This window comes from Pseudomonas sp. 05T35 (genome assembly GCF_056396605.1).
Map to the genome: position 1 here is coordinate 1 of NZ_JBFTLU010000059.1, position 14,200 is coordinate 14,200.

Here is a 14,200-nt window from a genome sequence, read left to right on the forward strand (position 1 = left end):
GTACGGCACCTCGCCTAGGCTCGGCGTTCCCTCACTCCGGTGTCCATCAGGGGGCATCGCCTACGGTCTGCTTCGCGACGACCTCCTCTCGATGTGTCCGGCTGCGCCGTACGGCGCTGCGCGCCCACCCCCTGATGAACACCTGCGCTCGGCCTTCCGAAGGGGCGGGTGGATCAAGATCAACAGCAACAGCACGGCGGCCTACCGGCCGGCCTGAGTGGTTGGGGCGTGTACGGCTTTAGAGGCTGATGTACATCGATCAAAATTGTGGGAGCGGGCGCTGTTACGGCGCCTCTGGCTGATCGTAATTATCCAGCGCCCGATTCACCAGCAGTTCCCCCAACGAGACCATCTGCTGACTCATCAGAACGCACAATCACCTGTTCCATCGATGGCGCTATAGTAAATTTTCCCAATAAAATCATTGTGGAATGAGTTATACGTACTGCGGTATCCCATGTCGCTGAGTCCTGATGCCGTTGTAGCCCAAATGGCTGCCTCTGTTATTTTATCTGTAGGTGACAAGTTGGTTGGCTTGTAACGCGTTGAATATTCAATGTATATCCGTCGATCAATACACGATAAGCCTGCAAGCGCCGCATCGACTGCCAGTGCAGTAGTTATATGGTCGGAATGGTTTTCCGGGTTTTCCTGTTCATCTTTATTTGGGTAATTTGCAACTACCTTGGCGGAGCCTCTTCCTTCGGTTGTAATGATGGATTCAATGGTTTTTACCAGGTCACTCCAGTCAGAGTACGCGGCACTGTCATTTATTGCTGTGAGGGTTTTGATATCACCTAGATGGAAGGGTCTAAGTTTTCCATCCGGCAGTCGCAAGAAATAAGAAGTAGTATTTTCGTAGCTATATTTATAAAGAGATTTACCATTGATCGTGATGGTATCCCCTTTTCCTTCCCCCCTGGGTTTGTCATCATTCGCCATAAAACGTACTGCCCGATTCGCACCTTCTTCTCGGGCGAGGTAATAAGGATGGTCTTGCGCTCCATGACCAACCCCTGTACCAAATCCTTCATCCCCCGCCGTGGTGTAAATGAAAACCGTGTTATTACCGGGTTTGTTTACGTCAKCGTGAGCATGAGCGCCCATAAACAATTGCCAGTCATCCTGATGCGCCACGATGTAAAAAGTGCTTGATGCGGCAAAAGAGTGAGTGGACACAGCCAGGAGTGTACAAACGACGGCTAACGTGTTGATTAGTTTCATGACGCGCCTCTCTAGGATCACAAGGTTGTTCGGTTAACCGCTTGTTCGGCAATGCGTACTTTTCGAGGTATATCGGTAACCGGTATATGTGTCATTGAGCACTTGAAGTGATCGGGTTGGCTACTGTCACAAATAACAGTTCCAACCTGAAAGCAGCGCCGTTCGTCGAGTTTGTTGGCAACTTGTTCGGCAGGTTGTGAGCGCACAAAAAAAGGCGACTACCTCGCGGTAGTCGCCTTCGTTTTAACTGCGGTTAACGCTTATTCCGACAGTTTGTAAGCGATCACATAGTCGCCCATTTTGGTGCCGAGCGAACCATGGCCGCCAACGACCAGCAGCACGTACTGTTTGCCGTCCTTGCCGGTGTAGGTCATCGGCGTGGCCTGGCCGCCGGCCGGCAGGCGCGACTTCCACAGTTCCTTGCCGTTGTTGACGTCATAGGCGCGCAGGTACTGGTCCAGGGTGCCGCTGAGGAAGCCGACGCCGCCTGCAGTAACGATCGAGCCGCCCATGCTTGGCACGCCGATCGGCAGGCCGATAGGCAGTGGCGAGCTGTCGCGGCTGGTGCCGTTTTTGCGCTTCCACACCACTTTGCTGGTGGTCAGGTCGATACCGGCGACGTAGCCCCAGGCCGGAGCCTGGCACGGTACGCCGAATGGCGACATGAACGGGTGCATGGTCACCGCGTATGGCGCGCCGGTGTTGGGTTGGACGCCCGAGGTCTCGCTCTCGCGCTTGCTCCCGGCAGCCACTTCAGCCTGCGGGATCAGTTTGGAGACGAATGCCATGTAGTTCGGGCTGGTGAACAGCATCTGGCGAACCGGGTCGAGCGACACGCTGCCCCAGTTGAACACACCAACGTTACCCGGATAGATCAAGCTGCCCTGCAACGACGGCGGGGTGTACTGGCCTTCGTAGCGCAGTTGCTTGAACTGGATGCGGCAGAGCATCTGGTCGAACGGGCTGGCGCCCCACATGGCCTTCTCGGTCAGGTCCGGAGCGAGCAGGTTGAGGTCCGAGCGAGCCTGGGTCGGCGCGGTATGGTCGCCGGTGACTGCGCCTTGCGGCGCCGGCACTTCGCGAATCGGCACGATCGGTGTGCCGTTGCGACGGTCGAGCACATACAGGCTGCCCTGTTTGGTCGGTGCGATCAGCGCCGGCTTGATGCCGTCGGCGGTCTTCATGTCGAGCAGGGTTGGCTGGCTGCCGACGTCCATGTCCCACAGGTCGTGGTGAGTGAACTGGAAGTTCCAGCGTACCTTGCCGGTCGCAAGATCCAGGGCAACGATGCCGGCGCTGAATTTTTCTGCGCCCGGCGTGCGGTCGGCACCCCACTGGTCAGGCATCTGGTTGCCCAGCGGCAGGTAAACCATGCCCAGTTTCTCGTCGACGCTGGCCAGCGACCACATGTTCGGCGAGTTGCGGGTGTAGGTCTTGCCCGGAGCCAAAGGCTCGGTCGCTTCAGGGTTGCCGCTGTCCCAGTTCCAGACCAGGTGACCGTCGCGGATGTCGAAGGCGCGGATCACGCCGGACGGCTCGTTGGTCGACTCGTTGTCGGTGACGTGGCCGCCCATGATCACCAGATCACGGGTGATCGCTGCCGGCGAGGTCGCGTAGTAGCCACCGGGGGTGAACGGGCCGATACCTTGGGTCAGGTCAACCACGCCGTGATCGCCGAAGCCTTCGCAGACTTTACCGGTGTCGGCGTTCAGGGCGATCAGGCGAGCATCGGCGGTGGGCAGGTAGAGACGACGCGGGCAGGCTTGCGCAACCGCCTTGCCAGCTTCGGAGATGACGGCGGCCGAAGCGTTGTCAGCCTTGGCGTAGGCGTTCTCGTCGTAGTAGGAAACGCCACGGCAGGTCATGTGGGCGAAGCCCTTGAAGCCTACGGGGCTCTTGATCTGCGGGTCGAAGCGCCAGATTTCCTTGCCGGTGTCCGGGTCCAGCGCCAGCACCTTGCTATGGGCGGTGCAGGCATAGAGCATGCCGTTGACCTTCAGCGGGGTGTTCTCGTTGGTCAGTTCCACCGGGTCATCGGCGGTCGGCAGGTCGCCGGTGCGGATGCGCCAGGCTTCCTGCAGCTTGCCGACGTTGGCCGGGGTGATCTGCTTCAGCGGCGAGTAGCGGTCGCCGAATTCGGTGCGGCCATAGGCCTGCCACTCGCCTTCGGGCATTGCTGGCGCGGTGCTGGTCATGTCGGCAGTGTCGCGGCCCAGCTCGCCCATGATCTCACCCGGGTGGGTGAACTGGCTGGCAACCGCGGTGGCGCCGGCCAAAACCACGGCCACGCTCAGCGCGGCAGTGCCCAGCGGAGCGGCGCCGTCACGCAGCAGCGGACGGCGGAACCACGGCAACAGCAGGACTACGCCAAGGGCGAACCACAGCGACAGACGTGGCACCAGTTGCCACCAGTCGAGACCGATTTCCCACAGCGCCCACACCGTACTGGCGAACAGCACCACGGCGTACAGGCCCAGCGCCGCACGGCGGGCAGCCAGCAGCAAAATACCGGTCAGCACCAGGCCGATCCCGGCCAGCAGGTAATACAACGAGCCGCCGAGCATGCTCAGCTTGATCCCCCCGGCCAGCAAGGCCAGGCCCATTAGCAGAAGCACGATACCGAGCAGGCTCGGCAGCAGGCGGCTTCGACTCAAAGCACCATCAGTGCTCATAGTGTGGTTCTCCGTGACGTTTAAGTAGTCCCGCGCCTGTTCACTGTAGATGACGATCAGGCGCAAGCAGGTTTCAGTACAAAAAGCTCAGTGATGCATTCCTTGTGGGAGCGAGCCTGCTCGCGAAGGGGCCGTCAGCTTCTACATCAACGTTGACTGACCCACCGCTATCGCGAGCAGGCTCGCTCCCACAGGGTTTTGTAGCGTTTGTTAGAACGAGGACTGGATTTTGATCCCGCCGATCAGCGCGTCATCGACCTCATTCACACCACCCGGATGGCGGATGTATTGCAGGTTCGGGCGCACGGTCAGCCAGTTGGTCACATGCACGCCGTAATAGAGTTCGGCGCTGTATTCGGTGTCTTGCGGCGGCAGGTAGGACGGGTCGTTGTAGTCGAAGACCGCGTGCGCCTGATTGATCGCCTCGGCGTTTTTGCGGAAGGCCGGGTTGACGTGAACCCGGGCCATGGCGAAGCCGATGTCGTCTTTGCTGCGGGCATCGAACAGGCCTTTGTAGACGACGCCGGCCTGGACATAGTTGTCGATGGCGTTGGTCTTCTTGTCGTGCATCGTGCCGTTGGCAAACACACTCAAGCCCCGCGAGTTATCACTGGCGCGGCTGGTCAGCTGTTGCTGCACGCCCAGCCAGACGCCGTGCTTGCTCGATGCGCTGCGGTAGGCCTGACCACTCAGGGCGGCGGGCTGACCGTTGCTGTCCTTGTAGACGTCGGTGGCCTTGGCGCTGCTGTAGTAGTAACCGGCGCGGTATTCGCCCGGCAGGCCATTGAGCTTCGGTGTCCACACCAGCTCCACCGGCAGCACCGTGCCTTGGGTGCCGCTGCCGCTGAGCTTGAAGCCGTTGTCGCGATCCAGGTTCGACGGGTTCTGCTCGTACGCGCCGATTTGGGCGTAGAGCTCGGGCGTCAGGTGATATTTGACCCGCAGCGCCCATTGGCTGACTGGCCAGTTGTACCAGATGCCACCGGCCCAGTTGCCGACCTGGGAGCCGCAGAACGCCAGGTTCTGGAAGTCGCAGGGGAAGCTGTTGAAGTCTTCGCCTTCGCCAAAACGGCCGGCTTTGATGTCGAGCTTCTGATCGAAGAATTTCTGCTGATACCACATCTGCGTCAGCCGGGTGGTCTGGCCACGGCCCCAGACTTCCYGGGCCGAGGTGAAACCGCCGACACGCGGATCGTTGACCCGGTCGTTGCTGATGTTGTTGCCGCTGCGTTCGGTGATGGTCAGCTGAAATTCAGCGTCGTGCCAGCCGAGGATTTTTTGCAGGTCCAGGTGCGTGCCGAGGCCGAACTGGTCGCTGTAGCGCGCGGTGCGGTCGTGGTCGTAGCCGCCGTGCAGGTTGCTGCCCATCTCGCCGGTGTAGTCGAGCTTGAAGTCGTAGCCTTTTTCCGCGAGTTCGGTGCGTGTGCCATTCCAGTCGCCGAGCATCCAAGGTGAGTCGCTATCGAATGCAGGGGCAGCCTGAGCGTAGGCGGCAAGACTCAGGGCGCTGAGCCCACCGAGCAGAGTTATGGCTTTTCGGGTAGCAACAGTTGGGAAGACAGCGCTGTCTCGCAAAGTCTGAATGTCAGGCATAGAGAAGGAATTCTTGGTCTTTTAGGGGAAGAGAGCTGAACGCTGCGAGGGGACAACGGGCAGGTGAAGCGATTCAGCTTTTAGGCTTGCAAGGATAATGATCTGTAACAAAGAGAGAAAGGGCTTTTCTTGACATGAATCATTTCGGATTTGGTAACAGTGTGCGGTCACCCTTGAAAAGATCGCAGCTCCACATAGGGCGGTGTACACCCGCAGGCTGCGATCTTTCAGAGTTCACCTACATTTAACGGATAGCGCACAGAGTCCTTCCACCGCAGGACACCCTCGGCTAAGGTGCGCGACTTCCTCTACTTTCTTCGTTCAAAGGCCCGGCATGACCGAACAGAACACCAACCCGCTGCACGGCGTGACCCTGGAACAGATCCTTAACACGCTGGTTCAACACTACGAATGGTCGGGGCTGGCCGAGCGCATCGACATTCGCTGCTTCAAGAGCGATCCGAGTATCAAGTCGAGCCTGACCTTCCTGCGCAAAACCCCGTGGGCCCGGGAGAAAGTCGAAAAGCTCTACGTGAAGTTGATGCGCACCAAACGTCCGCTCTAAGGAATATAGATGCCCGCCGAGCCGACTCGACTGTCGCCCGTCATGAGACGTTTTACCCACTCGGCCGCCGTGCTTGGCTGGCTGGGATTGAGCATTCAGCTGTACCTGGTGTTTTACGGTCGCTGGAGTGTCAGCGCCAGCCAGCTGGGTGGGCTGGTGAGTTACTTCAGTTACTTTACGGTCCTGACCAATACGCTGGTGGCGACGGTGCTGACCTGCGCCGTGACTTCACGCGAGTCGAAGGGCCGTGCGTTGTTTTTGCAGCCGTGGGTCAGCAGCGGGATTGCCGTGAGCATTACCCTGGTCGGCCTGGCGTACAACCTGTTGTTGCGGCATTTATGGCATCCGCAGGGCTGGCAGTTCATCGCCGACGAACTGCTGCATGACGTCATGCCGCTGCTGTTTCTGTTCTATTGGTGGCGGTGTGTGCCCAAGGGCACCTTGCGCCTTGGCCATATCGGTTGGTGGGCAATTTACCCGGTGCTGTACTTCGCTTATGCCTTGCTGCGCGGGCACTCGCTGGGGCTCTACCCGTATCCTTTCATCGATGTTGAAAAGCTCGGTTATCCCCAGGTGTTCATCAATGCCAGCGGGATATTGCTGGGGTTTGTGCTGATTGCGCTGGTGGTGATCGGGCTGGATCGCTGGCGCGGACATAAGTAACGACACCTCTTTGCGTTCTGCCCCCCGTAGCAGCTGCCGAGCCCGCGAGGCTGCGTTCGGCCGCGGAGCGGTCGTGAAATCAGGCGGCACGTTCTTCCAGGCAAACCGCGTCTGCAGGATTTGCGAGGCCTTCGGCCTCGAACGCAGCCTCGCAGGCTCGGCAGCTGCTACAGGATGTCGAATACCGTCAGATGATCACTCTTCGTCGCTGTCGTCCAGCTTCCAGTAGCCTACGGCTTTCACCTGGTCCTGACTCAAACCCTTCTCGTCCAGCAGCACGCGGCGGATCTGTCGTGAGGCTCTGGATTCTGTGGCGATCCACGCATACAACTCGCCGCCCGGCATTGGCAGTTGTTGCACGGTGGTCAGCAGGTGGTTTTTACCGGCTTCGCGCAAGACCCAGATCACCTTGACCTCTGCCTGGCTTTCGAGGATTTGCTGTTCGGCGCCGTTCTCGATTTCCACCACCACCAGAGCGCGACGGTTGGCCGCCAGGCCCTCGAGGCGGCGGGCGATGGCGGGCAGGGCAGTTTCGTCGCCGATCAACAGATAACTGTCGAACACGTCCGGCACGACCATCGAGCCCCGCGGCCCGCCGATGTGCAGGAACTGGCCGGGCGTGGCCTGCGCTGCCCAGGTCGCGGCAGGGCCATCGCCGTGCAATACGAAGTCGATGTCCAGCTCCAGCGTGTCCAGATCGTAACGGCGGGGCGTGTAGTCGCGCATCGCCGGCATTGGCCCGTTGTCTTTGCCAGCACCGAGCACCAGGGTTTCCAGTGTGGCGAGTTCTGCTGCGGTTTGCGGGAAAAACAGCTTTACGTGGTCGTCGGTTCCGAGGCTGACGAAGCCGGCCAGTTCCGCTCCGCCGAGAGTGATCCGGCGCATGCGCGGGGTCAGGTCGACCACCCTCAGTACTTCCAGGCGACGGCGTTTGAGTTCGTGGCTGACACGGTGAATGGTTTGCACGATGACTTCAGTCATTCGGCCTTCTCCTGAACAGATTGAACGACAGGACCATCGACGATGGCTTTGGCGGTGTTGTTGAGCAGGTCACGCACCCGCAGGATTTCTTCCGGGCTCCAGCGGCCGTGATGCATTTGCAAGGCATGCCGCAGGTTGTGCACCGCTTCGTGGATCTCGGCCGGGCGGTCTTGCCCGCGCAACGAGCGCTTGCTGACTTCGATGCGCATGCGCACGCCGTCCAGGGCAATCGCCTGCTCGCTTAATGACAGACGTCCGGCGTCGGTAACGCTGTAGCGTTTTTTTCCACCTTCGGCATCGCCCTGGATCATTTCGCTTTCTTCAAGGAAGGTCAGGGTCGGGTAGATCACGCCGGGGCTCGGGCAGTAGGCGCCGTCGAACATGCTTTCGATCTGGCGGATCAGGTCGTAGCCGTGGCACGGCTGCTCGGCGATCAGCGCCAGCAACAGCAGTTTCAGATCGCCGGGGGCGAATACCCGGGGGCCGCGTCCACCGCGTTCGCGGCCGGGGCCAGGGCGTTTTTCGAAACCGTCGCGGCCGTCAGCGTGCTCGCGGTGGGAATGATGGTCTCTCATTTCTTGGGCTCTCTCGTCGTATTTAGATACAACTTAAGATATATCTTATCCAGAAATCAAGGGCCCAAGACGAACGGTTCGAGGCCATCGCCTAGGGGGAGACGGCTGGCTTGATCCCGCACGGACCGGAGTTTCATGCCGTCGGTATCGATAAATTGCATTGTTTTATTCAGGTGGGCTGACAGAAATTAGTGTTAACTCTCTAATAATTGTTTTGCCGGCCTTAAAGGGCGAAGAGCACGGTCGTTGTTCTGCGGAAAATCAACGACGGGTACTGCTGTATTGTATTTTTAGTAAAATCTGTAGGTAGTCCACCTCTTACAGTTACTAATGTCTTTTTGGTTTTTTTCGGGTTTTTTCATTATCGCTCCGGGTCGTATTGACTACCTGTTCATCGGACGTTGCCTGCTTACTTTCCTAGGCGATTGATCGATCATGTCTCGGCGTTGAAAGTTCAAACAAATAGTCGTTTCGGTAGTGACAGGGCGTCGTGCACTTTCAGCACCTGAATACCTCCGTTTGTTCGAACTTTCAATTGTCCAGCCCATTTGAAATAACAGGTATTTAACGATGTTCAAGAAAATCGCAATCGCTACTCCATTGGCCATCCTGGCATTGAACTCTTCGATGGCTTTTGCTGCTGACGAAATGCGCAGCACTATTAACATCAAGGCCACTGTCCCAACGACCATCTTCCACGCTCAACCGAGCAACAGTAATCCGGACTTTGGTAAAGACGAAACGATGGGCTACAACCTTGTCAGTGGCGAACTGGGTGCTCTGCGCGCCGTTTACGACGTCAAGCATAGCGATCCCAACGGTTCGATCCATGCGTTCGTCGAGGGCGGTCAAAGTGCGGCCTCCCTGTACAGTGGCAGCAATGCCATTCCGCTGACCGTGACCTTCAATGGCGTTGAACTGAGCGAGGTGGCCAAAGAAGTTGTTAATGCCGTAGATTCCACTCCGGGCACGATGGCTGACATGATCGTTTCTGCTGCAAAACCTGCTGGCGGGCACCCTGCCGGTAATTATAACGGTACCTTTGCGGTTGTTTTCGAACCTGTCATAACGCCTTGATCTATCTGTGTTGAATAAGGTCTGCTTTGTTCAATAACAAAACCGATCGACCGGCTATTCCTGACGGTCGATCGGGCTTTAACTTATTCATGTAATCAGAGTATTCCGTTCATGTTCCCGATGACTCCCATCGCGGCTGCGCTTGCATTTTTTTTATGTGCGGGCGCACTCGCCGCGCCGACTGTCGCTACAACGCCGCGAAGTTTGCTCGCCCAAGCCAAAGGTTTGCCCGCGGAGTTTGAAGAACACTTCTTTGATGTACCGTTGGCGGTTCGAGTGGAACTTGATCAACAGTTTCTCGGTGAGGCGATGATCGTGTTGTCCCGTGATGATCGCATCACCCTGCTTGATTTTTCCGATGTGGGCGACAGCCACATTCCCGCCAGTGAGCGTGGAATCTGGGCTGCTTACTTACAAAAAGGCGTGCCCCTTGGCGCCTGCGAAAGCACTTGCCCGGAGCAGATGCTGGCCATCCATTACAACCTGGAAAACTCCCTGGTTTCGATAGCCACCGAAAACGCCGAGCGTGACACGCAAGCCAAGCGTTATTACGACCAGCCGGAAGGCGGCAGCACCGGGTTGATCCTGCGTAATCAACTGAACCTCAATGGGGGGCAGGACCAGGACCTCGGTGGCCGTTATGGCCTGGAAACCAGCAGCAGCCTGGGTAACTGGAGCCAGAGGTTCAATCTGCAATTGGCCCGTTTGGGGGGGGCGGATGATCAGATGTACCGCGCGATACACGAACTCTACAGTCAGCGCGAGCTTGATGGCAGCTTCCTGCGCCTGGGCTATTTCACGCCCAATTCCGAAGGCCTGAGCCGTCAACCGCGTTCGTTCGGTGCCAGCCCCGACACGGTGGTGGGGGTGATGTATGGCAGCTCTGACAGTCTGGCAATCAATAACCCGAAACCTGCGGTGTACCCGATTTATGTCACCGCCAACCGGCAGGCCTCGGTGGAGATCTATCGTAATGGGCTGATGATCAACACCCAGCCGGTGGATGCCGGTTTGCAGACGCTGGATACCCGACCGCTGCCCGGTGGTATTTACGAGGTGGAGGTGCGCTTGATCGAAGACGGTCAAATCACCTCGACGACCCAGGAGTTGGTGTACAAGCCCGGCAACTGGCGTCATTACGATGAACGCTGGCGCTACAACCTGTTTGCCGGCGAGGAAAGCAAACTGTGGAGTAACTGGCAGGATCAGGCTTCCGGAAAAATGACCGCGGGTGCCGCGTTCAACTATTTGCTGCACCCGCGAGTGATTCTCGGGGTTTTCGGGCGTCAGGTTCGAGAGACGATGCAATACGGTTCGTCGATTGACTGGACGGTGGCCAACAACGTCAGCCTGTTCTCCAATGTCTATCAGACCAAGGACCACGGCACCGGTCTTGATGTGCAGACGATGTACAACTATGGCGCCGGCAGTCTGTTCCTGAGTCATAACCGCAGTTGGCTCGACACCACCGATATCTTTGAAACCCTGCCCGACGGTACGCGGGTGCGCCAACGCAATGTGTTCGTCGGCCAGACCAGCAATTCGTCGTTGTCGCTCAACCACCGCGTTACCAGCAAAAGCTCGTTCAATGCGCGGGTCTCGCATAGCGAGGGCAACGTTGAAGGGATGGGGCTGGACCTGGGCTGGACCCAACGCAGCACGCTGTTCGGCAACGATGCCCACTGGCGTTTTTCGATGTTCGACCGACCCGGCAGCATCAGCAGTGGCGACTCGCGCAATCGCGGGGTCGACCTGACGCTCAGCCTGGCACTCGGCAGTCCCGGTGAGCAGTTGTCCGGCAGCATCGGTTCACGGACCTCGCGTGAGGGCGGTCGCGACAACAATGCCTCGCTGACCTACCGCAAAGACCTGAAAGACCATGTGCTGCAAAGTGTCTCGGCCACGGCCATTACCGACACTTACGGTCTCGGCCTGTCCGGTACCACCAGTTTCAGTAACGATTCAGCCAATGGCGATGCTTTCTTCCAGCGCTCTTCGTTCAACAGCAACCTGACCGGTGGCTTGAACCTGGACAGCACGATTGCCGTCAGCGGCAAGCACATGGTCATGACCAACCAGCATCAGGGCAGCGGGGCCGGGATGATTGTCGATGTGGAGTCCGATCTCGATCAAATCGCCCTGCGCGCCGATGACCTCAGCGGTGGCAGCGCCCGTCTGCGTCCGGGTCGCAATTTCATTCCGATCACCGCGTACAAGAGCAGCTCGGTGAGCTTCGACTTCGAAGGCACCGATGTACCGGCGGCGACCATTCAACCGGTGCGCACCAGCTATCACCTGAACAAGGGTGGTGTGGACTACCGCAAGATCCGCGTGATGAAAACCCTCACCGTGCTTGGGCGTCTGGTTGACCCCACGGGCARGCCGCTCAAGGGCCATCACATCATCAACCACGCCAGCCGGGGCGTCAGTGAAGTGGACGGCTTCTTCTCGATGGAAATGAACGCCGGCTCGCCAACCCTGGAAGTACGCCACGGCAGCCAGTTGCTGTGCCAGTTCCGCCTGGACCCAAGCGTTGGGCGCACTGAAAACAATGTGTTGATGATCGGTGATCTGCGCTGCACGCCGGAGACGTTGGCCGATGCATCTTTTATCGCACGGTCGGCAGGTTGATGCACACCGATGAACGCCATTGCCAAAGAGTGTGTACGACATGACCTCTCTCACTAAAACCCCGTTCCTGCTGATGTTGCTGATCGGACTTTCACTGACACTTTCACCGGCTCACGGGATTGATCTGGACATCAAGGCCGAGTTCAGCCCCGACCCTGCAAAACCCATGAAGAACGAGTTCACCAATACGACGGAGCAAAGTGGTTATTGCCTTGTGTATCCACAGCACTGCGTTTCGCCACCGATGGTGAGTTTCAGGCTGCCTATTCAGTTCAGGTCAAGGGTGCCCGTCGAGGCCGATCATGCGCAGCGTCAGGGTGCCATGTTCAACCTGCCTTCCCATTGGCAAACCTTGACCGTCACGGACCCACAAAGTGGTCAGACGCAGGAGGTTCAGGTGAGGGTTTCCGGAATCGGGACTACTTACGTTCTGAGCGAGGATGTGCGCAAGCTGGTGGGCGTGGATCCAGAGAGTAACGTTCTCGCGGCTCATGAGCTGCTATGGGTTGGCGGACGGTGGAGCAATGGCGCTGCGCCTTGTCGTGCGCTGAGCTTTTCTGGAGGCGGTGTCACTATATTTGGCTCTTTCTGGCAGGTGCCGTTGAATGCGGGCGTTTGTGCGAAGCAAGCGAAGTTTCTTATTCCTGAGTTGCGATACAGGGATTTCGATATCGGTTACCAGCTGATTGCACCCAGGCCGCTGGAAATGGCGTCCGGGGTCTATGTGGGTTCGATCCAGTTCCCTATCGGGCCGGACGGTATTGATCTGGGGGACAACATGTACCCCGTGAGCGGTGACAGTGTCATCAATCTCAGGTTCACCTTGACCGTAACGCACACGCTCAAAGTGGATGTTCCTCCGGGCGGCAATCGTGTGGAGCTGGTACCGCAAGGCGGCTGGAATGCCTGGCTGCAGCAAGGCCGCAAACCCACGCGGTTGTTCCGGGATCAAACGTTCACTATCTCCGCCAGTTCGCGTTTCAAAATGCAGCTGGAGTGCCAATACAGCCCCGATGGCAAAACCTGCGGTGTGCGTGATGCCGATTCCGGGCACGCAGTACCGCTGAACGTCAGCGTCAGTCTTCCCCACGGCCTGTCCGACGTCGGCGGGCTACCGGTCAATCATCGGCAATTGCTGCGCGATGGCAGCGGAACTGAACTGTTCCAGCCGGGTTTTTATGTCGACCGCAAACCGGGAACCCTGCATTTCGAAATTCCTTCAAGCGACGTGGCAGAGATGATTCGTCCCGGCTCACAACGGCAGTACTCGGGAAGCGTGACGGTTATCTGGGATTCAGACGTTTAGTTCGTCGCGGTATTGCGGCATTCATTCAACGAGGGACAGGACTATGAAACGCCTGGCGGCATTATTTGGTTTTTGCTTATTCACCCAGACGGCCCATGCCGGACCGAGCATCAATGTCGGGACGGTGTATGACTATCTGGACGGGGACAAAAGTACCTACTTGAAACGCGTGTTCAATGGGGGCGACAGCACCGCATTCGTCAAGGTCAACATTCTTGAAATCATTTATGACGCCGATGGCACCGCACGGGAAGAGCCGCTCAAGACCCAGGCCGACGCCACCGCCCGTGATGGTTTGATGGCCAGCCCGGCCCGACTGATCGTGCCGGCCAGTGGCATGCAGGGCACGCGCCTGTTGTATATGGGCGAGCGTGAAAAAGAGCGGTATTTCCGGGTGCGTTTCGTGCCGGTGGTGCCGGAGAAGGAAGACGAATTCGCCGTCTCCAGCCAGGACCGTGAGGATTACAAGAAAGGTTTGTCTGCCGGGGTCAATGTGCTGGCCGGGTACGGCACGGTATTTTTCGTACGACCCAAGGAGACGCGCTTCGACAGCGCGATCGAGAACGATGCGAGCAACTACCGGATTCGCAACAACGGCAACAGCGTGGTGGTGATCGATGAGTTCAAGGACTGCTCGGTGAAAAACGAACAGGACTGCCAGCCAACGACCAAGCATCACATCCTCGCGGGCCGGACCTTTCAGTTCGAGAAACAGGCCGGTCGTGAATACCGCTTCACCCTGGTCGAAGGCGAGAAAAGCAAAAACCTCGACGTGAAGGGATAACTCCGGGTGATGACCATGCTCAAAAAACTGACTGTCGTGCCTTTGTCGGCTGTTGCCCTGTGGGCATGTACTGCGGCGTTTGCAGCCCGCGAAGTGCATCATTTCGAGGTGTTGGTGACGATCCCGAGC

Annotated in this window: 11 protein-coding genes; 6 read left to right on the forward strand and 5 right to left on the reverse strand. The window is 58.2% G+C overall.

What is annotated here, in order from left to right; all coding sequences use genetic code 11:
• Window positions 1-363 precede the first annotated feature (363 nt).
• From AC1DH9_RS06830 to AC1DH9_RS06840, 3 genes are all read right to left on the reverse strand, one after another.
• Entirely contained in the window at window positions 364-1,224 is an 861-nt protein-coding gene (locus tag AC1DH9_RS06830) for a PIG-L family deacetylase (protein WP_477807962.1), read from the reverse strand.
• A gap of 260 nt (window positions 1,225-1,484) precedes the next feature.
• The gene (locus AC1DH9_RS06835) at window positions 1,485-3,896 is read right to left on the reverse strand and encodes a glucose/quinate/shikimate family membrane-bound PQQ-dependent dehydrogenase (protein ID WP_427541202.1); all 2,412 of its coding nucleotides are present in this window, start codon (window positions 3,894-3,896) and stop codon (window positions 1,485-1,487) included.
• A gap of 210 nt (window positions 3,897-4,106) precedes the next feature.
• The gene (locus AC1DH9_RS06840) at window positions 4,107-5,489 is read right to left on the reverse strand and encodes a carbohydrate porin (RefSeq protein WP_477807963.1); all 1,383 of its coding nucleotides are present in this window, start codon (window positions 5,487-5,489) and stop codon (window positions 4,107-4,109) included.
• A gap of 334 nt (window positions 5,490-5,823) precedes the next feature.
• Here AC1DH9_RS06840 and AC1DH9_RS06845 point away from each other — a divergent pair, with 334 nt between their 5' ends.
• Window positions 5,824-6,054 (forward strand): VF530 family protein, encoded by a 231-nt coding sequence (locus AC1DH9_RS06845; protein ID WP_019693422.1) that lies wholly within the window; start codon window positions 5,824-5,826, stop codon window positions 6,052-6,054.
• Between the two features lie 9 nt (window positions 6,055-6,063).
• On the forward strand, window positions 6,064-6,717 hold the full coding sequence (locus AC1DH9_RS06850) for a Pr6Pr family membrane protein (RefSeq protein WP_427541196.1): 654 nt from the start codon (window positions 6,064-6,066) through the stop codon (window positions 6,715-6,717).
• A gap of 195 nt (window positions 6,718-6,912) precedes the next feature.
• Here AC1DH9_RS06850 and AC1DH9_RS06855 read toward each other — a convergent pair whose 3' ends face one another.
• Window positions 6,913-7,698, reverse strand: a complete 786-nt coding sequence (locus AC1DH9_RS06855) for a siderophore-interacting protein (protein ID WP_427541193.1) — start codon at window positions 7,696-7,698, stop codon at window positions 6,913-6,915.
• Window positions 7,695-8,273, reverse strand: a complete 579-nt coding sequence (locus tag AC1DH9_RS06860; protein WP_427541190.1) for a PadR family transcriptional regulator — start codon at window positions 8,271-8,273, stop codon at window positions 7,695-7,697. The genes AC1DH9_RS06855 and AC1DH9_RS06860 overlap by 4 nt, the downstream gene beginning before the upstream one ends.
• A gap of 570 nt (window positions 8,274-8,843) precedes the next feature.
• On the opposite strand from AC1DH9_RS06860, the gene AC1DH9_RS06865 reads away from it, so the two are divergent.
• From AC1DH9_RS06865 to AC1DH9_RS06880, 4 genes are all read left to right on the forward strand, one after another.
• The gene (locus tag AC1DH9_RS06865; RefSeq protein WP_427541187.1) at window positions 8,844-9,350 is read left to right on the forward strand and encodes a CS1 type fimbrial major subunit; all 507 of its coding nucleotides are present in this window, start codon (window positions 8,844-8,846) and stop codon (window positions 9,348-9,350) included.
• Between the two features lie 111 nt (window positions 9,351-9,461).
• Window positions 9,462-11,981: a TcfC E-set like domain-containing protein gene (locus tag AC1DH9_RS06870; protein WP_477807964.1), complete on the forward strand. Its 2,520-nt coding sequence runs from the start codon at window positions 9,462-9,464 to the stop codon at window positions 11,979-11,981.
• Between the two features lie 40 nt (window positions 11,982-12,021).
• Entirely contained in the window at window positions 12,022-13,287 is a 1,266-nt protein-coding gene (locus tag AC1DH9_RS06875) for a hypothetical protein (RefSeq protein WP_427541214.1), read from the forward strand.
• A gap of 43 nt (window positions 13,288-13,330) precedes the next feature.
• Window positions 13,331-14,071, forward strand: a complete 741-nt coding sequence (locus AC1DH9_RS06880) for a molecular chaperone (protein WP_427541181.1) — start codon at window positions 13,331-13,333, stop codon at window positions 14,069-14,071.
• Window positions 14,072-14,200: the final 129 nt, after the last annotated feature.